This window comes from Ruegeria sp. AM2, from assembly GCF_056540685.1.
The window spans coordinates 79,620-103,584 of sequence record NZ_JBQFXE010000012.1 but is presented as its reverse complement, the minus strand read 5'-3'; the positions used below and the strand labels follow the sequence as shown (position 1 = coordinate 103,584).

20 protein-coding genes and 1 tRNA gene are annotated in these 23,965 nt (G+C 58.7%); 10 read left to right on the top strand and 11 right to left on the bottom strand.

Annotated elements, in window-relative coordinates:
* Both ACR0CR_RS17900 and ACR0CR_RS17895 read left to right on the top strand, forming a co-directional pair.
* On the top strand, positions 1-464 hold a 464-nt coding region (locus ACR0CR_RS17900), incomplete at its 5' end, for an EF-Tu C-terminal domain-related protein (protein ID WP_480601752.1).
* 218 nt (positions 465-682) lie between these two features.
* The gene (locus tag ACR0CR_RS17895) at positions 683-859 is read left to right on the top strand and encodes a hypothetical protein (protein WP_480601751.1); all 177 of its coding nucleotides are present in this window, start codon (positions 683-685) and stop codon (positions 857-859) included.
* A gap of 19 nt (positions 860-878) precedes the next feature.
* Here ACR0CR_RS17895 and ACR0CR_RS17890 read toward each other — a convergent pair whose 3' ends face one another.
* Positions 879-1,583, bottom strand: coding sequence for a lysophospholipid acyltransferase family protein (locus tag ACR0CR_RS17890; RefSeq protein WP_480601748.1), 705 nt, complete (start codon positions 1,581-1,583; stop codon positions 879-881).
* Between the two features lie 143 nt (positions 1,584-1,726).
* On the opposite strand from ACR0CR_RS17890, the gene ACR0CR_RS17885 reads away from it, so the two are divergent.
* From ACR0CR_RS17885 to ACR0CR_RS17875, 3 genes are all read left to right on the top strand, one after another.
* Positions 1,727-1,802 (top strand) — tRNA-Trp (locus ACR0CR_RS17885).
* A 142-nt stretch (positions 1,803-1,944) separates the two neighbouring features.
* A complete protein-coding gene (gene lptF / locus ACR0CR_RS17880) occupies positions 1,945-3,075 on the top strand; it encodes an LPS export ABC transporter permease LptF (protein WP_480601747.1) in 1,131 nt (376 codons plus the stop codon).
* A 92-nt stretch (positions 3,076-3,167) separates the two neighbouring features.
* Positions 3,168-3,758, top strand: coding sequence for an HD domain-containing protein (locus ACR0CR_RS17875; RefSeq protein WP_480601745.1), 591 nt, complete (start codon positions 3,168-3,170; stop codon positions 3,756-3,758).
* Here ACR0CR_RS17875 and speB read toward each other — a convergent pair.
* The 10 genes from speB to ACR0CR_RS17825 form a co-directional block, all read right to left on the bottom strand.
* Positions 3,755-4,597, bottom strand: a complete 843-nt coding sequence (gene speB / locus ACR0CR_RS17870; RefSeq protein WP_480601744.1) for an agmatinase — start codon at positions 4,595-4,597, stop codon at positions 3,755-3,757. The two genes, ACR0CR_RS17875 and speB, sit on opposite strands and share 4 nt — an antisense overlap.
* Positions 4,594-5,763, bottom strand: a complete 1,170-nt coding sequence (gene nspC / locus ACR0CR_RS17865; RefSeq protein WP_480601743.1) for a carboxynorspermidine decarboxylase — start codon at positions 5,761-5,763, stop codon at positions 4,594-4,596. The genes speB and nspC overlap by 4 nt, the downstream gene beginning before the upstream one ends.
* A gap of 82 nt (positions 5,764-5,845) precedes the next feature.
* Positions 5,846-7,069, bottom strand: coding sequence for a saccharopine dehydrogenase family protein (locus ACR0CR_RS17860; RefSeq protein WP_480601741.1), 1,224 nt, complete (start codon positions 7,067-7,069; stop codon positions 5,846-5,848).
* Between the two features lie 23 nt (positions 7,070-7,092).
* Positions 7,093-8,982, bottom strand: a complete 1,890-nt coding sequence (gene speA / locus ACR0CR_RS17855) for a biosynthetic arginine decarboxylase (protein ID WP_480601740.1) — start codon at positions 8,980-8,982, stop codon at positions 7,093-7,095.
* A 100-nt stretch (positions 8,983-9,082) separates the two neighbouring features.
* Positions 9,083-10,168 carry a DUF1513 domain-containing protein gene (locus ACR0CR_RS17850; protein WP_480601738.1) on the bottom strand — a complete coding sequence of 362 codons (1,086 nt, stop codon included), beginning with the start codon at positions 10,166-10,168 and terminating at the stop codon, positions 9,083-9,085.
* A gap of 3 nt (positions 10,169-10,171) precedes the next feature.
* Positions 10,172-11,182, bottom strand: coding sequence for an imelysin family protein (locus tag ACR0CR_RS17845; RefSeq protein ID WP_480601736.1), 1,011 nt, complete (start codon positions 11,180-11,182; stop codon positions 10,172-10,174).
* A 2-nt stretch (positions 11,183-11,184) separates the two neighbouring features.
* Positions 11,185-12,675, bottom strand: a complete 1,491-nt coding sequence (locus ACR0CR_RS17840; protein WP_480601758.1) for a di-heme oxidoreductase family protein — start codon at positions 12,673-12,675, stop codon at positions 11,185-11,187.
* Positions 12,676-12,691: 16 nt separating this feature from the next.
* Positions 12,692-13,177, bottom strand: coding sequence for a bacterioferritin (gene bfr / locus ACR0CR_RS17835; RefSeq protein ID WP_480601734.1), 486 nt, complete (start codon positions 13,175-13,177; stop codon positions 12,692-12,694).
* A complete protein-coding gene (locus ACR0CR_RS17830) occupies positions 13,125-13,418 on the bottom strand; it encodes a (2Fe-2S)-binding protein (RefSeq protein ID WP_480601733.1) in 294 nt (97 codons plus the stop codon). The genes bfr and ACR0CR_RS17830 overlap by 53 nt, the downstream gene beginning before the upstream one ends.
* 140 nt (positions 13,419-13,558) lie before the next feature.
* Positions 13,559-14,827: an imelysin family protein gene (locus ACR0CR_RS17825; RefSeq protein WP_480601730.1), complete on the bottom strand. Its 1,269-nt coding sequence runs from the start codon at positions 14,825-14,827 to the stop codon at positions 13,559-13,561.
* Between the two features lie 230 nt (positions 14,828-15,057).
* On the opposite strand from ACR0CR_RS17825, the gene ACR0CR_RS17820 reads away from it, so the two are divergent.
* The 5 genes from ACR0CR_RS17820 (at position 15,058) to ACR0CR_RS17800 (ending at position 23,933) form a co-directional block, all read left to right on the top strand.
* A complete protein-coding gene (locus ACR0CR_RS17820; RefSeq protein ID WP_480601729.1) occupies positions 15,058-15,600 on the top strand; it encodes a ZrgA family zinc uptake protein in 543 nt (180 codons plus the stop codon).
* A gap of 244 nt (positions 15,601-15,844) precedes the next feature.
* Complete coding sequence (locus ACR0CR_RS17815; protein ID WP_480601727.1) at positions 15,845-16,819, top strand: LysR family transcriptional regulator; 975 nt, start codon at positions 15,845-15,847, stop codon at positions 16,817-16,819.
* A 313-nt stretch (positions 16,820-17,132) separates the two neighbouring features.
* Complete coding sequence (locus ACR0CR_RS17810) at positions 17,133-20,756, top strand: beta strand repeat-containing protein (RefSeq protein ID WP_480601724.1); 3,624 nt, start codon at positions 17,133-17,135, stop codon at positions 20,754-20,756.
* A gap of 64 nt (positions 20,757-20,820) precedes the next feature.
* Entirely contained in the window at positions 20,821-22,566 is a 1,746-nt protein-coding gene (locus ACR0CR_RS17805) for a type I secretion system permease/ATPase (protein ID WP_480601722.1), read from the top strand.
* Positions 22,563-23,933: an HlyD family type I secretion periplasmic adaptor subunit gene (locus ACR0CR_RS17800; RefSeq protein WP_480601720.1), complete on the top strand. Its 1,371-nt coding sequence runs from the start codon at positions 22,563-22,565 to the stop codon at positions 23,931-23,933. Before ACR0CR_RS17805 ends, ACR0CR_RS17800 begins: the two co-directional genes overlap by 4 nt.
* The last annotated feature ends 32 nt before the right edge of the window (positions 23,934-23,965 follow it).

Below are 23,965 nucleotides of genomic sequence, written 5' to 3'. Positions count from 1 at the left end.
ACGAAATCGAAATCGTCGGCATCCGCGACACTTCGAAAACCACCTGCACCGGCGTTGAGATGTTCCGCAAGCTGCTGGACCGCGGTGAAGCAGGCGACAACATCGGCGCCCTGCTGCGTGGTGTGGATCGTGACGGCGTTGAGCGTGGCCAGGTTCTGTGTAAGCCCGGCTCGGTGACCCCGCACACCAAGTTCGAAGCCGAAGCCTACATCCTGACCAAGGAAGAAGGCGGTCGTCACACTCCGTTCTTCGCGAACTACCGTCCGCAGTTCTACTTCCGGACCACAGACGTGACCGGCACGGTTACTCTGGCATCTGGCACCGAGATGGTTATGCCGGGCGACAACGTGTCGTTCGAGGTTGAGCTGATCGCACCGATCGCGATGGAAAACGGCCTGCGCTTCGCGATCCGCGAAGGCGGCCGCACCGTCGGCGCCGGCGTTGTGTCGAAAATCGTAGAATAACCGGTGACGGTGCTGAGATTATTCGTCGAATAATCTCGGACCATCGGTTGAACGAAAGGAGGCCGCTCCCATGGGGCGGCCTTTGCATATTTAGGACTAGATGCAGATTTCTTAATCTGACCTCCACACCAAACACAGCCTGAAACCCCACCTGATCGTTGAAGCAATGAATGCCGGACAAACGCCTGGCACATGGTCAATCAACAAAGGGGAATGACATGTTTGGTTTTGAATTTCTGAACTACGGCACGCAAATCCTGCACAACAAGGATCTGGAAGACATGCGTGATGCCATTCTCTGTGATGATCAGGAGATTGACTGCAATGTCAGTGAATTTCGGCGCGAGCGAGAGCATCACGAGTTTCGCCACAACGAAGTGCCTGAACAGATCTAATAAGGTCAGGTGAGAAGGGTTAGTCGCGCGGCACCCAAGGCTCACGCCCGACCAGCCTGTCCGCCTCGGCCGTGATGTCATTCATGTGCTGCTCAAGGCTGAGACGAAGCGCTTCGATCTGCTCTACGCTGGCCTTGCGCGGTACGTGGTCTGTCCACTCTCGGCACAGAAAAACGCCTTCGTTTCGCCACGGGCGCGGCATCAACAGCCGGTCCCATGTACCGGCCTCGCGCCCATGTCGCGCTGAAAATGTGATGCCGAACACGCGTTTGCCGGACGTACGGGCCCAGACCAGAGGCACTGTGGAGGACACACGCTCTGGCCCGCGCGGGCCGTCTGCGGCGATCCCGATCGAAATGCCCTGTTTCATTTTGCCCAGAACCTCTCGTGACAAAGCCACGTGGCGTTTTCGGCTGGACATGGCGATGGTGTCCATGCCGAACAGCTTCTGGACCCGTCCGACCATGCTGCCTGCCCGAGCTGCAGACGTGATCGAACAAATACGCCCCTTGTCCAACGGAAAGAAATAGGGCGACTGCGCGAGTCTCTGGTGCCAGAGAACAACGATGACCGGCTCGCCTTGTTCTGCCAGCTGATCAAGTTCTTCATAGCCAATCCGTTGCCAGCGGGTGTTTCGGTTGACCATGCGGATATACCCGGCAATCCGCCGGGCAGCCCAGTTCAGGACCGCTTCGCTGTCTGCAATTCTTCTACGGATGCTCACGGCAGCCAACCTTTCCCACTGTGTTAGCCGTCTTAACCAACCTGACGCCGCGTGCAACGTGTTTGTCGGTTAGACATCCCGCTACAAAACTGAAAAAGCCTCTTGAGTCCGCCGCTATGCTGGCATATCTGATGGCGCACCACAGGGGTATAGCTCAGTTGGTAGAGCGACGGTCTCCAAAACCGTAGGTCGCGGGTTCGAACCCTGCTGCCCCTGCCATTTCAGACAAACTCAAAGAACCAATTCAAGTTGTCGCGCGACAGCAACCGAGGTTTGGACTGCGCTGCAGGCGCGTATCCGGTTTCCTCTTGTCTTCGAATGTCATATTGTCCACGCAAGGCGGATCAGCGGATGGGGTTTCATGTCGCGCTTTGATGGATATTTCCTGCGGCAATTGCTTGTCCTGTTCGGATTTTTCACTCTGGTTCTGGTCGGCGTTTTTTGGATCACCCGCTCTGTCAGCCTGTTTGAAAGGGTGATCAGCGGCGGGCAATCAGCCACCGTCTTTCTTGAATTTACAGCGCTTACCCTTCCGACGTTGATCCGAACCGTGATGCCCATGGCTGTGTTCGCAGCTGCTGTCTACGCCACCAATCGGCTGAGCCGGGAAAGCGAGTTGACTGTCATGCTGGCAACCGGCTCCAGCCCCTGGCGTTTGGCGCGGCCAGTGCTTTTGTTTGGTCTAACCGCAGGTCTGATGATGGCAATCATCAGTGTGTTTCTGCGTCCCGCCTCGCTGGAGCAGCTGGAGCTACGGCAGGCAGAGGTCGCGGGGGATCTGACTGCGCAGCTCTTGAACGAAGGAGAGTTCCTGCATCCGGCGCGTGGCGTGACGGTCTATATCGGGCGCGTCGATCTGGATGGCACCCTGCACGAGGTGTTTGTTTCGGACCTGCGGGATCAGGCAAACCCGGCCAGCTATTCCAGTGCAACGGCCTATTTAGTGAACGACAACTCGGGTCTGCACCTGGTGATGTTGGATGGTGTGGCCCTGCGGCTCAACGAAGCTGAACAGACGCTTTCCTCGACATTGTTCGAGGATGCCTCGTATGACATTTCCGAAGTCACCAACGGTACGGAAATGGGTCAGCGAAGCCTGGAATCCATTCCCACTGCCGAGCTTCTTCTGTATCGAAAATCGATTGCCGAGGCGGATGCATACACCGAAGGGCAGATGATTGATGAGTTGCATCAGCGCTTTTCCTGGGTCGCGATCTGCATTGCTGTGGCTCTGGTCGGGTATTCGTCGCTCATGCTCGGCAGTTTTTCCCGCTTTGGCTTGTGGCCACAGATTTTGGGAGCCTTCACGATACTGGTCATCCTTGAAGGTGTACGGGGATTTGTTTCGCCATTGGTGATTCAGAACCCGGGGCTATGGGGGCTATTATATACCCCCGCGATCACTGGCGTCGGCCTTTCGCTGGTGTTTCTGGCACTCGCGGGTCGACCATTCAGAAGAGGCGCAAGCCAGCGGTTGGCATCCACGGCCTGAAGAAATTTTGTTGATGCCGGGCGATCATTTTCTTTTGCATGGATTCAGGAACACAGTACCGTTCTTCTGCCAATAAGCCGAGAGGATGGGCCATGCTGGACAAAAGCCACAAACCGACCTGGACCAGTTTTGAAGAGGCGACCAAGGCCGATTGGGACGCCGTGATGGAGTATGAAGAGGCGTATAATGCCGCTTTGCCCGATCGCATTTTGGACGCGATCCGTTCACTGGACGAAGAGTGGACGCCATACCCGGTCAACCGTTATCAGCACAGCTTGCAAGCCGCCACGCGCGCTTATGAGGATGGTGCGGATGAGGAGTTGGTGGTCGCCGCGCTGATCCATGACACGGGCGATATCCTGTCGCCTTACAACCATGGTGAGCTTTCAGCGGCGATGATGAAGCCTTATGTCAGTGCGCGGACGCATTGGATTCTGAAACATCACTGCGTGTTTCAGGGCTATTACTACAACCACCACCTTGGCGGAGACCGCAACGCGCGCGACAAATACTGCGACAGCCCTTATTGGGAGGACTGCCGCTATTTCTGCCATGAATACGATCAGAAGGCGTTTGACCCGGATTACCCGACCAAACCGCTGGAGTTTTTCGAGCCCATGCTGCGCCGTGTTTTGAGTAAGGGCGAGGGGCATATGGAGTTGAACGAAACCTCTGAAAGTTAACAGGCCGCCATCAGGCGATAGACGATTTGGGCGGCGGTAAAATCCCACGCCGCATTGCCATCAGGGGCAAGTTCGACTACATCAAAGCCCACGCATTTGCGGCCTTTCAGGGCGTGTTCGACCAGTCGCAACGCCTGATAGTATCCCAACCCCCCCGGCACCGGTGTTCCGGTGGCGGGCATTTGGGACGGGTCCAGACCGTCCACGTCAAAGCTGACATAGACCAGTTCGGGGAAGTCTTCGGGCAGGTCGACGGCGTGGATGTTGCCGGTGACCAGTTCCTCGGCGTCGACGTGGAAGACATGGTTTTTCAGACGGCTTTTGGCCTCTTCGGTTGAGAATGCACGCACGCCGAATTGCGCCAGACGGACGCCCTCTTCGGCCAGCAGATGCATGACTGACGCGTGCGAATGTTTCTCGCCCTGATAGGCCTTGCGCAAATCGGCATGGGCGTCGATCTGCACGATCCCAACGGGCTGGTTCAGCGCCCGCGCCACGCCCATCACCGCGCCGTAGCTGAGCGAGTGTTCTCCGCCCAGGGTCACGGGCACCTTGCCCGCGCGAATGGCGGCTTCTGTCCGTTGGGCGAGGCGTTCCATAACCTCGGGCAAGGGGCCGTCACAATCCAGTGGGGTTTCGGTAAAGATACCCTCGACGCAGGGTTCTGCATGGCCGGTGATGCGCTCCAGCTCATTGCTGGCCTCGATGATCGCCTCGGGGCCTTTGACGGTTCCGGACCCATAAGAAACCGTGCGTTCCAGCGGCACCGGGATCACGCGAAAGCGCGCGTCATCCGAACGCTCAGCTTCGGTCAGTTCACTGTCGAGGAAAATGCTCATGAGAGGCGGTCCTTAAAGTCGTCATAGCCGAACTGTTTGATGATCTTCAGTTTGTCCGTTTCGCTGTTCCATAGGGCGATGGTCGGCAGGGGAACACCGTTGAACGTGTTGGTCTTGACCATCGAATAATGCGCCTGATCGAGGAAGGCAAAGCGTTGCCCGATCTCCAGCGGCTTGTCCCACGTATAGTCGCCGATCACATCGCCCGCGAGGCATGACGGCCCGCCAAGGCGGTAAGTATGGCCTGTCTCGGCCTCATCCATCAGAGCGGGGCGATAGGGGGCCTCGATCACGTCGGGCATGTGGCAGGTGGCCGAGATATCGGTGATGGCAAGGTTCATGCCATTGGTCGGCAGGTCGAGGATTTCTCCGACCAAAATTCCCGCGTCCAGTGCGACGGCCTCGCCGGGTTCGAGGTAGATGGCGACATCGTATTTCGCGCGGATGGATTTGATGAAAGCCACCAGCCCGTCACGGTCGTAGTCGTCGCGGGTGATGTGGTGGCCGCCGCCGAAATTCAACCATTTGAGATGACCGAGGATGGGTTTGAGTTTCGGCTCAACGGCAGCCCAAGTGCGTTGCAACGGTTCGAACCCCTGTTCGCAGAGCGTGTGCATGTGCAACCCGTCTACTCCGATCAGAGTGTCTTCGGACAGTTGGCTGACGGGTGTCCCGAGGCGCGAGCAGGGTGCGCAGGGATCATATTTGGGAATCTCGCCTTCGGAGTGTTCCGGATTGATGCGCAAGCCAACCTGCACATTCGCGGTTTGGGCTTTGGAGAGAAACCGGTCTTTTTGAGCTGGCGAGTTGAAGATGATGTGGTCGGATAGCGACAGGATTTCATCGATATCCGCATCCTTGTACCCGGCGCAGAAGGTTGCGACTTCACCACCGTATTCCTCGCGGCCCAGTCGGGCCTCGTAGATGCCGGACGCGCAGGTGCCGCCGAGGTGTTGGCGCACCAGTGGGGCAAGTGAGAACATTGAAAACGCCTTGAGCGCGCTGAGGACGTGCGCGCCGGAGCGGGTGCCGATCTCGGAGAGGATGACCAAGTTCCGCTCCACCGCTTTTTCGTCGACCACAAAGCAGGGGGTGGGGACGCGGCTGAGGTCGAAATTGCGGAAGGCGCCGGCGTCACCGGCTTGGGTCGTCATCATGTCGGACATGTCCGGCGTCTCCGATTGTGGAGAGGCCGGGGGCTCTGCCCCCGGACCCCCGGGATATTTATGGCCAGATGAAGTTCTGGATCTAGAATTCTACGGGGCCGTCGAGTTCGTGGACTTGCCAGGGCAGGCCGTGAGTGTTCAGCATGTCCATGAAGTCGTCTGGGTCTAGTTGTTCCATGTTCCAGACGCCGGGCTCGGTCCAGTTGCCTTTCAGCACCTGTGCCGCGCCGATCATGGCGGGGACGCCGGTGGTGTAGCTGACGGCTTGGGAGCCGACCTCTGCGTAGCATTCTTCATGGTCGCAGATGTTGTAGATGTAGTAGGTTTTCTCGCCCGAGCCGTCCTTGGCCTGACCCGTAGCGATGTCACCGATGCAGGCTTTGCCCTTGGTTTCGGCACCCAGATCGCCGGGGTCGGGCAGCAGAGTTTTCAGGAACTGGATCGGGATGATCTCCTTGCCGTCATGCATCACCGGGTCGATGCGGGTCATGCCGACATTTTCCAGCACTTTGGCGTGGGTGATGTAAGCGTCGCCGAAGGTCATCCAGAAGCGGGCGCGTTCGATTTCGGGGAAGTGAGTGCTGAGCGACTCCAGTTCCTCGTGATACATCAGGTACATGTTTTTGGGGCCGATGGCGGGGAAGTCGAACTCGACCTTGTGGGTCATGGCGGGGGAGTGTTTCCACTCGCCGCCTTCCCAGTGACGAACTTCGGCCAGCACTTCGCGCAGGTTGATCTCGGGGTTGAAGTTGGTGGCGAATTCCTGATCGTTGCTGCCGCCATTGGCATCCAGAACGTCGATCTGGCGGATTTTGTCCAGCTTGTGTTTCTTGAGCCATTTGGCAAACACGCTGGTCACGCCCGGATCGAAGCCCGAGCCGAGGATTGCGGTCAGGCCCGCCGCTTTGAACCGTTCCTGATAGGCCCACTGCCAGTGGTATTCGAACTTGGCCTCATCCTCGGGCTCGTAATTCGCGGTGTCGAGATAGTGGATACCGGCCTCAAGGCAGGCGTCCATCAATACCAGATCCTGATAGGGCAGGGCGAGGTTTACGAGGATCTCGGCGCCGGTTTCCTTGATCAGCTTGACCGTGTCTTCGACCTTGTAGGCGTCCAGCTCGGCGGTCTTAACGTCCACACCGACGCGATCCTTAACAGCTGCGGCAATAGCATCGCATTTCGATTTCGTGCGGCTGGCCAGAGTGATCTCGGTGAAGATGTCCGAATTCATCGCCATCTTGTGCACGGCTGCGTGGGATACGCCGCCCGCGCCGACAACCAGTGTTTTTCCACTCAAAGTTCCCATGGGGGTCGTCTCCTCTCAGGGGGTTATTCGTAATAGGTGTAGCCGTTGATCGAGTCGCGATAGGCGCTCAACAGGGTTTTGCGGTCCTTGGCTTGCAGAGTACCCGTCGAGATCGCTTCGTCCACCATTTTGCGGAAGGCGGCGACGCAGTCTTGCGGGTCGAATTCGACGTAAGACAGGACCTGACTGATCGTGTCGCCCTCTTGTTCATGGAGCAGGTCGAACCCGCCATCGGCGCGTAGGTCGATGGTGACGACGTTGGTGTCACCGAACAGGTTGTGCAGGTCGCCCAGTGTTTCCTGATAAGCGCCGACGAAGAAGACGCCCATGAAATACTCGTCATCCTCGGGCAGGGAATGCACCGGCAGGCTGGGTGAGACGCCATCGGCCAGAATGAACCGGTCGATCTTGCCGTCACTGTCGCAGGTGATGTCAGATAGCACGGCGCGGCGATCGGGGGTTTCGTTCAGCCCCTGCAGCGGCACGATCGGGTGCAGCTGGTCAATGGCCCAGACATCAGGCAGGGATTGGAACAGCGAGAAGTTGCAGTGGTAGATATCGGCCACTTTCTCAAGCTGATCATCCACATCCGTTGCCAGATCATCACTGGCGGCCAGAGCCTTGAGGCGCGCCATCAGCGACAGGTAGATACGCTCGGCCCGGGCCATCTGGCGCAGATCGACGTATCCACGACGGAACAGCGCGCGCAGCTCGTTGCGATAGAAGCTGGCGTCGTTCCAGCATTCCTGCAGGCGGTCGCTGGACAGATAACCGTGCACGGCGGCCAAATCCGAGACCATGTGGTGATCGTCCGGTTCCACCTTGGGGCCGGTGGGCGCGTCGTAAAGCGTGCTTTCCAGCACGTTGAACACCAGCATCGAGGATGTCGCCACCACGGCGCGGCCGCTTTCGGTGACCAGTGTGGGATGGTCGATCTCGGCCTCATCCATCGCATAGGCCACGGTTTCGACTACGTTGGCGCAGTATTCCTCGACCGTATAGTTGATCGAGTTCTCAGCGGCTTTCTTTTCGCCCGTATAGTCCACGCCCATGCCGCCGCCGAGGTCCAGATGGGTCAGCGGCACACCTTCGCGCGTGAGTTCGGTGTAGTAGCGACAGGCTTCACCAACGGCGCGGCGGACGTCGTTCACGTCCTGCACCTGGCTTCCCAGATGCGAGTGCTGCAGCTTGAGGCAGTGTAAAAGGCCCGCTGCTTTCAGCTTGTCCACCGTGGCGACAAGCTGGTCGGTGTTCATGCCAAAGGCGGATCGGTCGCCCGAGCTTTCCTCCCACTTACCGCTGATTTGGTTGGTCAGTTTGACGCGCACGCCGATCAGAGGCTCGATGCCAAGTTCCTTGTAGACCTCGATCACCGTATCCGCCTCCTTCGGGCTTTCAAGCACGATGACCGTATTGAAGCCGATCTTGCGGGACAGGATAGCCAGTTGGATGAATTCGGCATCCTTGACACCGTTGCAGACGATCAGCGCCTCAGGGGCCAGACGATGGGCTAGCGCAACGACCAGTTCGGGCTTGGAGCCGGCCTCAAGCCCATAGTTGTATTTCTTACCGAACTCGACAATCCGGTCCACGACCTGTGCCTGTTGGTTCACCTTGATCGGGAAAACACCGCGATAGGAGCCTTTGTAGCCCACCCGCGCGATGGCGTCGGCAAAGCTTTCGTTCAGATGCGCGATCTCATGTTCCAGATAGGACGAAACCCGCAGCAGCATCGGCGCTTTGATCCCTCGGTCATCCAGATCGCTGAGGATACCGGGCAGGCTGATCGCCGCCGTGTCCGGAGACAGCGGATTGCGCAAACCGATCTCTCCCTGCTCCGTCACCTCGATGAGGCCTCGGCCCCATTTCTCAACCCCGTAGATGGAATGCGGTGCGTCGGGCGTCTGTTTCAATCAAGTCAGTCCTTAACGAGAGGGTGCCGGTGTCGCGCCCGCCAATACGGCAGCATTTTGATTCGTCCAAGTGTAATCTATGTGACGCGAATTGCCGAATTTATGCCGACGCCCGGATTGGGACCAGATGGTTGTCCCATTTGCATTCGACACTGGTCTCAACCCAGGCCGTGGTGTCGCCGATTGAGCCGAAGGCTCCGGTACCGGTGGTAAAGGTCAGGCCATTTGGTCCGGCACTCAGACCGCAGACATCTTCCAAAGGTAAAGCGCCTATGAACTGGCCAGTTTCGGCGTCAAATTGATGCAGCGCATTGCCGCGCGGGCAGGTGATCGCGACGGTTTTGCCATCCAAGGAAAAGGCGACGCTGCCTGCGTAGCCTTGCACTGTGCCATGAAGATCATTTGGAGCAGAGAGCGGCGTGGGCGCGCGCCCAAGTCTGTGAAGTCCCAACAAGGGTGGAGCTTCGGACAGATCGCCCTGCCACTGCATCGCAAATGCGACCAGCCCGTCCTTGCGCACAGCAAGGTGTCGGATTGAATTTTTGTGAAGCCCGTCGGGCATATGAACTTGATCCAACATCGTTCCGGACAGGTCGCAGTAAGTCAGGTTGGGTTGCATCCATGGCAGGTTCAGCTCTGCACGGCCTGAGTCGGGATGTGTTTCGATGCCGCCATTGGCGATGACCAGAGTTTTGCCGTCGGGCATCAAGCGGATGTCATGCGGGCCAGTTCCGCCCGATGGGAACTCTGCGAGACGTTCAAAGCTTGTTGCGTCCCAAACGCCGACGACGCCTTCTGCGGCCTCGTAGTCATTCTCGGTTGTCAGAAACCGTTGCCCATCGGATGTGAAAGTGCCGTGGCCGTAGAAATGACGCCCGTTCGGCGCTTGCAATCGCGCCAATTCCTGGCCGCTGGCGCAATCGATCACAAGCGCGAATGTGCCGGGACGGCGCGCGAAGGCAACGGCCAGAGGTTTGTTGGGATGGGCCGCCGCAGCGTGCCCGCGATCAGGCAAAGGCAACGAGAACAAGACTGCGCCATGCCGGTCCAATCCGGCCAGCCTGTAGGTGCCATCGGGAAATAGTGCGGCGGCTAAAAACGCTGGTGAGCCAACCTGAGACCAGCCGGTCCGTGGGGCAAGGCCAGCGGCTGTAAATCCGGCCAGAAACTTGCGGCGTGTCGGCATGGTTCAATCCCCGTCCAGTGAATTGAACCCGGCGCTGATACCCAAGGTCGGGCCCAACTCTGTCGTTACAATCGTGCGGATGTCATTGATTGTCTGTTGCAGCGCCTCGACCCTAAACCGGCCCTGTGGATCGGCGACACCGGACAGAGCGGGATCGTCGATCGACTGAGAACGGCCAATGGCTTGGACAAACGCAGCGTCCAACTCGGCAGCGATATCGGGATGGTCCGTAGACAGACGCGCTGCAAGGTCCCGTAGTGCAACCAAGGACAATTCGATGTGACGGAGGGAGCGTTCGGATCGGCGCGCTTCGGCCCTGTTGGGCCGCGGTCGGTCAAACGTTCCCAAAGGACGGCCCAGTCGTGTCTCGGCGGTGAATTGCAGCCCCGTTGAAAGGGCTTTGAACAGCTCTTGCAGCGCTTCATCTTCGGACCGATAGGGGCTGTCACCACCAGGCTGCGTCAGGCTGGACGCATAGTCCTGCCAACCCGTGTTCATCGCCCCTGCGTTTCGGTTGATGTCCGTGGCAATGGCAAGGATCAGGGCACAACGATAGGCATCGCTGCCTTGTTCGGCCAATACCGGATCGTAGAGCATCCGCTCGAGCGCAAAGAAGCCCCGCGCAGCGATTGAGGTTTCTGCGAAAGTACCCGGGTCTTCGACAACGTCGTCCTCGGCTGCGATTAACTTCGAGAGCGACTTGGGCGTGAATCCCTTGGTGTCTGGCCAGAAGGCCATTGCAAAGCCGCGGTCATCGACCTCGGACGGGCCAAAGCGCAGGTGGCTGGCGGAAATCCATGCGTCGAAGGCGACGCCGTAGGCGGTTCGCAGTTCCTCAGAAGTGGGGACACAATCGGTCTGTGCCGTTGACGACAATTGGGATGTTGCCCCAGAAAGATCTGCAAACCGTGGCAGAATGTGCGCGTCGGTTACGTCTCTCAGGAGTGGGGTGCGGTCCTGCGCCTGCGCGGTCAGCGGCAAGAGCAGTGCGGCGATGACGGACACGAGGCGCACGTTTACAAGCTTTCCAGAAAACGGATCAGCGCATCGCGGTCTGGCTTCGGCATAGAGACCACCTGATCGCGGGCTGCCTCGGCCTCGCCGCCATGCCACAGGATCGCCTCCAACAGCGACCGGGCGCGGCCGTCGTGCAGGAATTGCGCGTGACCAGATACACGCTCGGTCATTCCAATGCCCCAAAGCGGTGCAGTGCGCCATTCTCGGCCGGTTGCGCGAGCTTCTGGCCGGTTGTCGGCCAGACCTTCGCCCATATCGTGCAACAGCAGGTCGCTATAGGGCCAGATCAGCTGAAAACTATGCTCGGGTCGGTCCGGCATGCGGTGGGTCACAAAAGCCGGTGTATGGCACGACGCGCAACCTGCGTTGTAAAAAACCTCTTTGCCGCGCAGCACTTCGGCGTCGGTTGTGTCGCGCCGCGCGGGAACGCCCAGGTTGCGGCTGTAAAACGCAACCAGGTCCATCCCCGTATCGTCAATCTCGTGCACGCGTATGTCCTGATCACCGTGCGGGGCGTCTACGCATTTCGCCTGCGCGTCTGTGCAATCGCCGTGCGGCAAGGGATAGAGCGGGCTTGAAATCCCAATGTCACCGGCAAAGGCTGCCGCCGATTGTTCCATGATCGTCGGCATACCGGCCTTGTGCCCGAACCGACCCAGCATGGGTTCACCAAATTCGGTCGACCAGACGATATTAGCTCGGCCTGAAATGCCGTCACCATCGCTATCCTCGGGATCCGCATTGGCCAGAATATCGTCGACCGGAATGGCTTCGAGCAATCCCAAACCAATCATCTGAGGCGCGACGCGGGGGCTGAGCATCGCGTCGGGATGCATCGGACCATACCCAAGATCGGCCGCCTTGTAGGTCGGCTTGCGCAAGGATGCGGTTTCCCCGTCCGACAAGGTCACTGGTATTTCCTCGTAGGTGATGTCCAGCCTGTATTCGGCGGGATGCCCTGGCAGCGCGAAATCCTGCAATTGGCCGCCATAGTTGGGTTCCGGTATCGTCGCGATATAGTCCTGGATCTCGGATGGCGTATCATCTGGCGTACCGGGTATGGAGACCCGCAGGAACATGGAAATCGCGTTGTCATCGGGACCGTTCGGCGTATGCCCCCGGCCGTCCTTGATGTGGCACCGTTGACAGGACCGGGCGTTGAACAGCGGGCCCAGTCCGTCCGACGCCAAAGTGGATGAGGGGGCTGACACCCAGACCTTCTTGAACAGCCCGTTGCCGACTTTGAAATCCAATTCCTGTTCAAAGCTGAGATTCCCGGATGGCTGCGAAAATGCGTCGGCATCGGTGCGGGCACGGACGGTGGCCGCGCCTGCGCTCAGGTCTTCGAACCTCTGTGGGACGCTGAAATCGGTCGGCGCAGCTGTCGCAGCCTCGATTCGGGTGCGTTCTTCGGCTGTGCGGGGAAGGGTGCTGAGGTGGGTATCCTGCAGTTCGGCTGACAGGGAAGGGGTGGCCGCCAGGGCGACCACCAGCAAGAGGGCAAGGTTACTCTTCTTCGTCCATCTTCGATGCGTTGAGTTGCGCATAGTTGGCTTCGCCAATCCTTTCATACAGATCAAGCTGTGTTTCCAGAAAGTCGATGTGACCTTCTTCGTCGCTGATCAATTCCTCAAACAGGGACATCGAGACATAGTCCCCAGCCTCACGGCAGTATTCGCGGGCTTCGACGTACAAGGCACGCGCGTCATTTTCGGCAGCCAGATCACACTCCAGAGTTTCCTTGGGGTTCTGGCCGATCCTCAGCGGGTCAAGCTTTTGAAGGTTCGGGTGACCTTCCAAAAAGATGATCCGTTCGATTAACTTGTCCGCGTGGCCCATCTCTTCGATGCTTTCCTCGCGGCTTTTCTTGGCCATGTGGCCCAAGCCCCAGTCTTCCTGCAAACGGTAGTGCAACCAGTACTGGCTGACAGCCGTCAGTTCATGCCGCAGGGATTTGTTGAGATATTCGATTACCTTGGGATCGCCCTTCATCTGCACTCTCCTGTATTGCATCGCGCCGCAAGGCTCGAAGCTGCATGGGAACCTCCAGCTTATCGCTGGCGCGCATCGAGTCCAGAAAAAGCGGCATGCATCCGCCACAGTCCGCGGACTTCCCAAGGGCATGATAGATTTTTCCGGGCGTGATCAGCGTTTGTGGATCGGACGCCCGCATCCAATCGATCGCGGCGCGGATGTCATGGTCAGAGATGTTGGTGCAGTGGCATACAATCATGGCGACTCAGGCCCGGTTTTGTTTTCTTAGTCAAATAGTCAGTTATTCAATCCGGGTCCATGCGCGATTCAGCGCACCCGTGCCCGAAAGCGCTACCGGGGCGCTTTCAGGCACGGTCACCGGATTACGAACGCGACCGCTTATTCAAAGACTGCACCGGGATTATCCAGGCTGTCCGAGCCTTCAAACTCGATCTGGCCCAGTTCAAGCGCCCCCACGATCCGTTCGATGGTCTTGGTTTGATCAATCAAGCCGTTCACGCCACCCATGATCAGCGCCTCACCGCCCGCATTGCCCTGTTCCAGCATCTGGTCATAGGCGAACCCGGCCTCGGCTGTTGACTTGATCCTTCCCAGCGCCAGCATGGTATTGGCCAGCTTGGCTTTCATCTCGGCGTCCAGCGTCGGGTCAGTTGCGATCACCAGATCGGACAGCGACGCCCCACTGACCGGAGTCCCGTCGATGCGCGTATAGCTGCCAAGATACACGTTCTGCACGCCCAGCCCGTCATAATAGTGGCTGTTATGAGTATTGTCGGCAAAGCAATCATGCTCTTCTTCGGGATCGTTCAGCATTAGGCCAAGACGCATCCGCTCCCCTGCCTGCTCACCGTAGGACAATGAACCCATGCCGGTCAGGATGGCGCTGACGCCCGCATCCTCGCTTTCAGTTAGGGCGACACGCGCCGCGCCGCCGTCTTCCCACTGGGCAGTCATCCACTCCAGATCGCTGATCAAAAGGTTCGTTGCCGCCTGCAGGTATTGCGCGCGGCGATCACAATTGCCACCGGTGCAGGCATCACCCTGCGCATAGTCCGTCCAGGGGCGGTTTCCTGCTCCGGGACCATGACCGTTCAGGTCCTGACCCCACAGCAGAAACTCGATCGCGTGATAACCAGTGGCCACATTCGCTTCGATCCCGTCTGCCTCGTGCAACGTGTCCGCCAGAAGTTGCGGTGTAATTTGGGCGGCGTCGATGGTTTCGCCGGATAGTTCAAAGCTTGGGTTCGCGATCACGTTCAATACCGCAAATTCGTTTTCGTCCGATGGACCACCATAGGCGGCATCGACGTAGTCAATCAGCCCTTCGTCCAGTGGCCAGGCGTTCACCTTGCCCTCCCAGTCGTCAACGATCGCGTTGCCAAACCGGTAAACCTCGGTCTGTTGATACGGCACCCGAGCCGCCACCCAGGCGGTACGGGCCGCGTTCAGGGTTGCGTCAGAGGGGTTGGCCACCAAAGCGTCAATCGCCGCCGCCAAAGATTTTGCAGCAATCAGACAGTCTTCGTATTTAGCTGCGGCAATGTCGGCATAATTGCCCAACACATCGCTTTTCGAGGGCGCGTCGGCAAGAGCAGTGCTTGCAAGGCATAACGTCAGGGCGCCGGATGCGGTCAACAATCTGGTCATTTGTTTGATCTTTCTGATGAATTTCGATTTTGGTTCCGATGTCGCCAGGAGCGGCTCGCCGTTTTCTGAGTTAATCAGTCAGAAATGTCAATCTGAGTTTTTTACTCGGGTTATGGCGCGCCATATTTGCCCCACCAAATCTGGGGGGTCACTACAACCTGTTCATCATTGCGCAAAACCGCAGATTTACTAAAATGATTGTAAGGATTTGTGTGAATTTGGTGAGTATCATGAAAAGCGCAGCAATTGCCCTCATGCTCCTGCCTGCTGCGCTTTCGGCTCAGGAAGGGTCGGGTGATGACGTCAATGGGCAGGTCACGGGACATTTGACATTGTCGGTGATGGGAGCGGAACTGAGCCTAGTTCTGCATGTGCCCAGTGCCGAGATCGTAGGATTTGAAGACGCAGCCGAAAACGACGAGGATCGCGCGCAGGTCGCCACGGCAATGTCGCAATTGTCGGACCCGCTCGAGATTTTCTCGCCCCCGCCCGAGGCGGGGTGCATGACAAGTTCGGCGAATGTCACACTAAGCGGTGAAGCGTTTGCCCAAGGCACCACCGGATCGACCGCGCGGCGCAGTCGCACCAGCTTTCACGCGGAATACATGGTGCAATGTCAGAGTATCCAGGATTTGAACAGCATCAGTTTTGCCTATTTCCAGCGTTTCGAAAACGCACAGCGTCTGACTGTCCAAGTGGATTCGAATGATGTAACCCAGGTGCATGAGGTTGACCGGACGTCGCCGGTTCTCGGGTTGTCGCTGTCGCGTTGATTGGCTTCTGTGTTTGCCCTGTGACGCGATTGTAAGACCAGTTCAAGATCTGATGCCGGACTTTGCGGCGGAGACGCACACATAACCTCACGATTTCGAGACTTTGGCGAAAGCTTGTTGCCTGCCGCCTGATCGGCGTGCAGGGTCCAGGCAGCGCGTGTTGGGCACAAGTGCGATGCCCTTGCCGCGCATCATTTTCCACCGGGCAAACCGACTGCCCGGCCCGATTATTGAGCCAAGACAGATGAATCTTCGTGATCTTCAATATGTTCTTGCCGTTGCCGAACATCAGAATTTCACCCGGGCCGCTCAGGCTACGGCCGTTAGTCAGCCGGCATTGTCGAACCAGATCAAAAAGCTTGAAGCCGAACTGGGTGTTGAGATTTTTGAACGGACCAAGGACGGCGTCCATCTGACGGCTTTTGGACAAGACCTTATCGATCAAATCCGGAAAATAACCGATATCGTCGATACCATCGGCGATATCGCCCGCCGCCACCGGACAACGGAACGAACCCCCATTCGGTTGGGCATGACCCCTACTCTGGCGGCCTATCTTTCGTTGTATTTCCGGGACCTTTTTGCGCAGGCCGTTCCGGACCGAAAAATCATCATCGTCGAGGAATACCCCGTCGCTCTGGCCAAGATGGTCGAGGACCGGTCCGTCGATATGGGTTTCATTGCGCGCAAGAGCTTTGATCAGATATATCGCGGGTCGCAAAGACCAATGGATTTCACGTCGCTGTGGTTAGAGCCGCTCTATCTGGGTGTTCGCTCAGGCCATCCGCTCAGCCGCAAGTCCAGCATTTGGGCGCACGAAGTGCCTGCGGATCAGCTGATCCGGTTTCCGATTTCTTTTGGCTATGATCTGGAACGCGATCTGCCCGATCCCTCGGACGCCGTGGCGGAAGAAACCGGCATCGATGTCACGACCGCACGGTTCGAGACCGTCTGCAGATATGTGGCCCAAAGTGACGCCTGCACAATGGTGAACGCAATTGCCGCCGAGCAATTCAAGCGGGACGGCTTTGGCTTGTCCTTTCTGCCCTTCGACGACAAGGGCAACATGCGGGAATTGGGGGCGTTGACCCGTCCGCAATATCCGGACCCGGAAATCATCGAGACAATGCGCCAGCACATCTTCCATACGCCACCTCAAGGCACGGTTGCATCGCGCAATGCGACTCTGGGCAAGAAAGCCGTCACATCAGACAACTGAGATTTCGTCCGGTGGGATAACGCGTCCGATATCTTTGGATTCAGACGGACATTAGGGGTCACCTGCTCCCACTTTTTAGTGATCCGCTGTCAGTGAATAGATTTTGCCCTTGCGTGAATACTGCGTAATAATATGAAAAATATAACTAAAATTATGACGCATCCTCGCGATCCGCGTGATTATTTGCGTTGGTTATACGCCCCATTCAAAGGAAGAATTTCAAAAACCGGGACCCCTCCGCACTTGTTGAGACAGCGGACAGACGGCCCACCGGTTGGACCTCCGCGTGACACATGCAACCAAGGAGATCCCAATGCTTTCCGACTTCCTCGCTTCCTTGCGCGCCAGATTGCTGACGACCTCGTCACTGGCCCAAGAGACTGTCCGTGACGGGCAGACCCTCAGCAACGGCTTTTTCCAGAACACCGTTGTCGACAACACGCCGGCGTTTCTGCTGGACAATGACTTTGCGCGTCTTCTGAACTTTGGGCAGATCACCACCAACAACGCGGTGGCGGCTGTTTCCGTCGAAGGTGAGAACGCGCAGGTCTTCAACTTCCGTTCGGGCAGCATCGAGGCGAACTCGGGCCCTGACGCATTGGCAACAGGTGTTCAGGTTACGGGCAGCGCCGACATTCGCAACTTTGGTGAGATTGCAGGCGAGTTCAACGGCGTTCAGTTTGCAGGCGCGGGCAGTTCGGGCAGCCTGGACAATTTCCGGGGCGGTGTCATTTCGTCCGACAGCCGCGCGGTTGATATTCAGGGCGAAGGCGTCAGCGTTCGCAACTTTGGCGACATCATCGGCACCGGCGATCAGCGCAACGGCACGATCTATACCAACTCGACCGCCGAAGATGTCAGCATCAGCAACTTCTCGGGCGGCACGATCGACGCGGGCGACGGCAACAATGGGGCCGGTGTGTCGTTCCAGGTGGGAGATGAGGTCGGTGACCGTGTGTCCAACACCCTGTTCAACGGCTTTGGTGCGACCATTCAGGGTCGCGGCCAAGACGCATCGAACACGCCAGGCGCCGGAGATGGTATTCGGATCAACAACGGTGCGGAAGGCACCATTTCGGAAACCGATATCGTCAACAGCGGTCTGATTTCGTCCGAAAGCAATCAGGGCACCGCAGGCGGTATTCGCATCGCTGATGGCGCAGCGGCTGAGGGTCGAATCCTGAACACCTCGACCGGTGTGATCGAAGGGGTCCGCAATGGCCTGTATATCGGTGAGGCCGAACATGATCTGGACGTGCTGAACTTTGGCACCATCCAATCGGGCAGCCGTGCGGTGAACATTGACGGCACCGGAGTTGACCTGACCAACGGTGGCACCATTCTGGGCACCGACGATCAGCGCAACGGTACGGTTTACGCCGATGGTACGGCGGATGATTTCTCGGTCCGCAACCTGGCCAATGGTCTGATCGATGCGGGCGAGCACAATCAGGGCTCGGGTTTTGGTGCTGAAATCGGCGGTGCCGAGGACGGTGCAAACACCTTCACGCTGGAAAATGACGGGATCATCATCGGTCGTGGCAATGCCGCTGCCAATATCGGTCTTGCAGGTGATGGTGTGCGGGTCGGCAATGTCGGCAACTCTGGTACAACCGATGCGACCATCACCAACACCGGCACCATCCTGTCCGAAGGCGCAAATGGCACCGTTGCCGGTGTGCGCGTGGTCAACAACGTGAACTTCCAGGGCACGCTGACCAACTCGGGCCTGATCGCGGGTGTGCAGAACGGTGTCTATTTCGGCACGGGTGATCACGCGGGTGGTTCGTTCCTGAACACCGGGACCGTGACCTCGGACAGCCGCGCGCTGAACATCGACGGTGACGGGTTGGAGGTCGTGAACGAAGGCGACATTCTCGGCACCGGCGATCAGCGCAACGGTACGGTTTACGCCGACAGCACCGCTGACAACTATACCTTCACCAACACCGGTCTGGTGGACGCAGGTTTCGGCAACAATGGCTCGGCTGTCTCGCTGCAAACCGGTGACGTGGACGGAGACGTGGTGTCAGCCGCGATCTTCAACGAAGGCACGTTCCAGGGTCGTGGCGACGCGACTGAAGGCAATCAGGTAGGCGATGGCCTGCGTCTGTTCAGCAATGTTGAAGACGCGAGCTTTGCCGGTCTGGTGCAGAACAGCGGTGTGATTGCAGGGTCGGAAGACAGCGACGCAGCGGCGGGTATCCGCATTGATGGTGGCCTGAACATTCTGGGCGCAATCATCAACGAAGGTGAAATCTCGGGTCAGGCCAACGCAATTGACGCGACCGAGGCAGGCTCAGTGACATTCGTTAACGATGACGAAGGTGTGGTAAATGGTAACGTGTTGCTGGGTGCCGGAGATGACATCGTTGTAGACCTCGGTCAGATCAACGGTGTCATCGACGGCGGTGCTGGGGATGACGTTCTGATCGCTGGTGACGGTGACAACGTGATCGTTGGCGGCCTTGGAAACGACTTCATCGAAGGTGGTGAAGGCTTTGACACCGCAGATTTCTCGGATCTCGATGTGTCGGTCAAAGTTAGCCTGGACGCGAATGGGAACGGCACGGCGGTGCGCGACACTGGCTTCAACGTCAGCGTTGTCAACTCGTCCGTCTCGAACCCTGGCCAGTTCGGCTCGGCCATCGCTGATGGTGCGGCGTTTGTGGAACAGGCTGCAGCCAACAACCTGTACTACAACATCCACACCGCAGATTTCCCGGGTGGTGAAATCCGCGGCCAGCTGCTGGTTGACAGTGATGTCACGGTGGACGGTATCCGCACCATCACGCTGAGCGGTCCGCTGGATGCGGCGCAGGAACCGGGACCCTTGTCCGACAGTGAAGCCACTGGTTTCGCAACGGCAACGGTCGTTCAGAACCTGGAAACCGGCGAAGTCACCTATTCCAGCGAGCTGAGCGTCACCGGTCTGAACGAAGCTGACCTGCAGACCCCGATCCCGGGTGTTGTTTCCGCGATCCACCTGCACAATGCACCTGCCGGTCAGAACGGCCCGGTGGTTCAGGACACGCTGGTTGATGCCGGTGCAACGCTGGACACCGATGCCACTGGCGGAACCGGTGTGATCGGAGCAGACGTCATCGACAACCAGGTCGAGACGGATGTCCTCAGCTCGATCGAGCGGGTTGTTGGCTCGGACGACAGCGACACCATCGACGTATCGGGCTTCAGCGGTGTCACCGTTGATCTGGACCTCAGCGGTCCGGCTCCGAACCCGGCTGGCAATGGTGATGAAGGACCGCAGGACGGTGCCATCATCCAGAACGGCGAAATCGTGGCCGAAATCGATGACTTTGAAAACGTCATCGGCACCAGCGGCGATGACCTGATCCTTGGCAACAACGAGTTCAACATCCTCGACGGCGGTGCCGGCAACGATGCGATCCATTCCTTCGGTGGTGCGGATGTCATCATCGGTGGCGAAGGCATCGATACCGCGCTGTTCACGGCAGGGCCGGGCGTTGTTCTGGACCTCGATGAGGACGGCAACGGTGTTGCACAGGTCAACGCGCCGGAAGGGGCCACGCTGGATCAAGTGTTCGGGTTCGAGAACATCAACGGTTCGAACAACGCTGGCAGCCCGAATGGCGGCAACGACATTCTGTCCGGCAACTCGGGGTCGAACACCCTGAACGGTCAGGCAGGTGACGATGTGCTGAACGGTGAGGGTGGCGATGACATCCTGATCGGTGGCGCTGGCAACGACACCTTCGTGTTCGAGGGCGACTTTGGCAACGACGTCATCCAGGACTTCCAGGCCGGGTTCGACCGGTTGGACTTTGGCGACTTCGAAGGTCCGCTGAACGTGGCGCAAGACGGCGACGATGTGCTGCTGTCCTTCGCCTCCGACAACTCGGTCCGGTTGGAAGGCGTCAATGCCGGCGACCTGACAGACGACGACTTCATCGCCTGATCCACAGACCAACGGGGTGGCGGCGCAGGTCGCCACCCTTTCACCCTGAAAAGAGATCACCGTCATGTTTCAGAAAAAATCATCCGTCAAAACAGCCTGGGCCTCGCTACGAGGCGGCTTTTTCGCAATCGGCTTTTTTAGCCTTGTTCTTAACCTTCTCATGCTCGCCGGTCCCCTTTACATGCTGCAGGTCTATGACCGTGTCCTGACTAGCCAGAACATGGACACCCTAATCGCCCTGACCCTGCTGCTGGGCGGCGTGTTCATCGTCACCGGTCTGCTGGACCTGATGCGGGTGCGAATCCTGAACCGGCTGGGCGCGCGGTTCGAGCTAAAGATCGGCGCGCCGCTGCTTCAGGCCTCGATCCGCCGTCGTCTGCAAGGCAAATCGGGTGCCGGGGATAATCCGGCCGCAGATATCACCGGTTTGCGTGATTTCATCTCGGGGCCCACGTTGATCGCATTCTTTGATGCGCCGTGGATTCCGATATATCTGGCAGTGCTTTACATGCTGCACCCCTATCTGGGCGCGCTGGGCCTTGCCGGAGCGCTGACCCTCACAGTTTTGGCCCTGATCAACAATTCGCGCTCGGCCGATGTGATGCAGGACGCATCCCGTGCGCGCAGCAGGTCCGACGCTTTGTTCACTACAAGTGAGCAGAATGCAGAGCTTGTCCATGCCATGGGGATGAATGGTGATCTCGCCCGTCGCTGGACAGCTCTGCAACTGGATGCCCATGCGCTCAAGACCCGCGTGGCCGATCGCATTGCCAGTTTCTCGGTTCTGTCCAAGACGATCCGCATGGCGCTGCAGTCGGGCATGCTGGGTCTGGGTGCCGCGCTGGCCATTACCGGGCAAGCCACGGCAGGTGTGATGATCGCCGCCACCATCGTGCTGGCCCGTGCGCTGGCCCCGATCGATCAGTTGATTGGCCAGTGGCGCAGCTTTTTGGCGGCCCGCGGGTCTTACAAGAACCTGCGCGCTTTGGACGAGGCTTTCCCGGCGCAACCCAAGCGTCTGGCGCTGCCGCGTCCGCAGTTTTCGATCAACACCGTGATCGCCCAAGCCGGTCCACCGCTGGCGCAAAATGCGACCATCGGGAATATCGAGTTTGCGGTGACGGCGGGCGACGTTGTCGCGGTGATCGGGCACAGCGGATCGGGCAAGACGACGCTGGCCAAAATGCTGGCCGGAATCTGGATGCCTCAGCGTGGTGCGATCCGGCTGGACGGCACACCGATGGCCAAATGGGACCCGCAGGATCTTGGCCGGATGGTTGGTTACCTGCCGCAGGACGTACAGCTGTTCGACGGCACCATCCGCGAAAACATCGCGCGGTTCTCAACCTCGGTCGATGACGCCAAGGTGTTTGAGGCCGCGGTGGCTGCTGATGTGCACGGCCTGATCAGCAACCTGCCTGACGGCTATGACACCCAGATGGGGAACGGATTCCACCTGTCCGGTGGGCAACGACAGCGCATCGCACTGGCTAGGGCGCTGTATGACGATCCGTTCATACTGGTGCTGGACGAGCCGAACTCGGACCTCGACGCCCAGGGTGAACTGGCGCTGCGCAATGCGATCCGTGCGGCCAGCGCGCGGGGGGCCATCACCTTTGTCATGACCCATCGCCCCAGCACGCTGGAGGCTGTGAACAAGGTTCTGACTCTGAGCAAAGGCATGCAGACCGGGTTCGGCACCAAAGAGGACATCTTGCGCCCGCGCCAGACCGGATTGCCGCCGCAGAAACAGCCTCAGATCGGCGCGCAAAATGCGCAACAACCCGCACAGAAAGGAGCAGCCCAATGACACCCGCAGTTTACAACAAGCCCGCCAACAGCGTTATGCGCCTGGAAGATCTCGACCGGGCTGATGAGTTGGCGTCCGGTTCGGGCATCAAAGGCTTCGTGATCCTTGGCCTGTTGGTCGTCGCCGGTTTCTTGGGCGGTACTGTCTACTGGGCCGCGTCCTCCAAACTGGATGGAGCCGTGGTCGCCCCTGCTTCGTTTGTGGTCGAAGGAAACCGCAAAACGGTTGAGCATCTGGACGGCGGCATCGTGCGCACGATCATGGTCGCCGATGGTGATCTGGTTGAGGCCGGGCAGACGCTGGTTGAACTCGACAGCACCGATCTGGACGTAAACCTGGATGTGATCAAAAGCCAGTTGGGAGAGCTGACTGTGCGTCGTGCGCGGCTGGTCTCGCAAATTCGTGGCGAGGACCGTTTTGAAAGGGTCGATGTCGCGGACATGATGCGTGTGCGCATGGACAGCCAGGATTGGGTTGACGCGTTCCTGACCCAAAAGCTGTTGTTTGATGCGGAAATTCGCACGCGGGCTGCTGAAAAGAATCTTTTGGATCAGCAAATCGCCAACCTACAGGACCAGTTGACTGGGCTGGCATCCCAGCGTCAGGCCAACGCGCGTCAGATGGATATCACGCGCGAAGAACTGCGCAATCTTGAAACCTTACAGGACAAGGGGCTGGTTGCTGCTAACCGTGTCAACGGCCGCCGGGTTGAGATCGAACGTCTGATTGGTGTCGATGCTTCACTGACCACGCAAGAGGCGCAGGCCCGCAACCAAATCAGCGAGTTGAAGCTGGCCAGCATCGGTGAAGAGACGCGCCGCGCTCAGGCTGCGTCAACCGAACTGGCGCAGGTCGAGGCGCTCTTGGCCACGCTTGAGCCGCAATATGTCGGTGCTGCCGAGCGCCGCAAGCGGGTGGCCGTGACGGCTCCGGTCAGCGGTCGTGTCGTTGGGATGACGGTGTTCACCGCAGGCGGCGTTGTGCGCCCCGGTGAGGCCATTCTTGACATCGTGCCGGCCGACCAACCGCTGATCGTAGAGGCCAAGGTGAACACGGCGGATATCGAAAAGCTCTATGTCGGTCAGTCGACCCGCGTGCGCCTGTCCGCCTTCGATCAGGGCGAGGTGCCCGAAGCGACCGGCAAGATCACCGATATCTCGGCCGACAGTCTTGAGGACGCCCGCACCGGCCAGCCCTATTATCTGGCGCAGGTTCGGTTGGATCAGGCCCAACCTCAACAAGTCGCTTCGTTGGAACTGGTACCCGGCATGCCCGCCGATCTGTTCGTCAACACCGGTGAACGCACCGCGCTTAGCTATCTGGCGCAGCCCTTGCGGGACCGTTTGGCGCGCACGTTCATCGAGTGAACGCTGCGGTCGAGCAGGAAGGACCGTCGGTG

Excerpts from the sequence above, each read along its gene's own strand:
- nspC (WP_480601743.1), bottom strand. The coding sequence starts at position 5,763 with ATGTCCGACATGATGACGACCCAAGCCGGTGACGCCGGCGCCTTCCGC.
- ACR0CR_RS17825 (WP_480601730.1), bottom strand. The coding sequence starts at position 14,827 with ATGACCAGATTGTTGACCGCATCCGGCGCCCTGACGTTATGCCTTGCA.
- ACR0CR_RS17820 (WP_480601729.1), top strand. The coding sequence starts at position 15,058 with ATGAAAAGCGCAGCAATTGCCCTCATGCTCCTGCCTGCTGCGCTTTCG.
- lptF (WP_480601747.1), top strand. The coding sequence starts at position 1,945 with ATGTCGCGCTTTGATGGATATTTCCTGCGGCAATTGCTTGTCCTGTTC.
- ACR0CR_RS17895 (WP_480601751.1), top strand. The coding sequence starts at position 683 with ATGTTTGGTTTTGAATTTCTGAACTACGGCACGCAAATCCTGCACAAC.
- ACR0CR_RS17800 (WP_480601720.1), top strand. The coding sequence starts at position 22,563 with ATGACACCCGCAGTTTACAACAAGCCCGCCAACAGCGTTATGCGCCTG.
- ACR0CR_RS17810 (WP_480601724.1), top strand. The coding sequence starts at position 17,133 with ATGCTTTCCGACTTCCTCGCTTCCTTGCGCGCCAGATTGCTGACGACC.
- ACR0CR_RS17805 (WP_480601722.1), top strand. The coding sequence starts at position 20,821 with ATGTTTCAGAAAAAATCATCCGTCAAAACAGCCTGGGCCTCGCTACGA.
- ACR0CR_RS17815 (WP_480601727.1), top strand. The coding sequence starts at position 15,845 with ATGAATCTTCGTGATCTTCAATATGTTCTTGCCGTTGCCGAACATCAG.
- ACR0CR_RS17850 (WP_480601738.1), bottom strand. The coding sequence starts at position 10,168 with ATGCCGACACGCCGCAAGTTTCTGGCCGGATTTACAGCCGCTGGCCTT.
- ACR0CR_RS17875 (WP_480601745.1), top strand. The coding sequence starts at position 3,168 with ATGCTGGACAAAAGCCACAAACCGACCTGGACCAGTTTTGAAGAGGCG.
- bfr (WP_480601734.1), bottom strand. The coding sequence starts at position 13,177 with ATGAAGGGCGATCCCAAGGTAATCGAATATCTCAACAAATCCCTGCGG.
- speB (WP_480601744.1), bottom strand. The coding sequence starts at position 4,597 with ATGAGCATTTTCCTCGACAGTGAACTGACCGAAGCTGAGCGTTCGGAT.
- ACR0CR_RS17860 (WP_480601741.1), bottom strand. The coding sequence starts at position 7,069 with ATGGGAACTTTGAGTGGAAAAACACTGGTTGTCGGCGCGGGCGGCGTA.
- ACR0CR_RS17830 (WP_480601733.1), bottom strand. The coding sequence starts at position 13,418 with ATGATTGTATGCCACTGCACCAACATCTCTGACCATGACATCCGCGCC.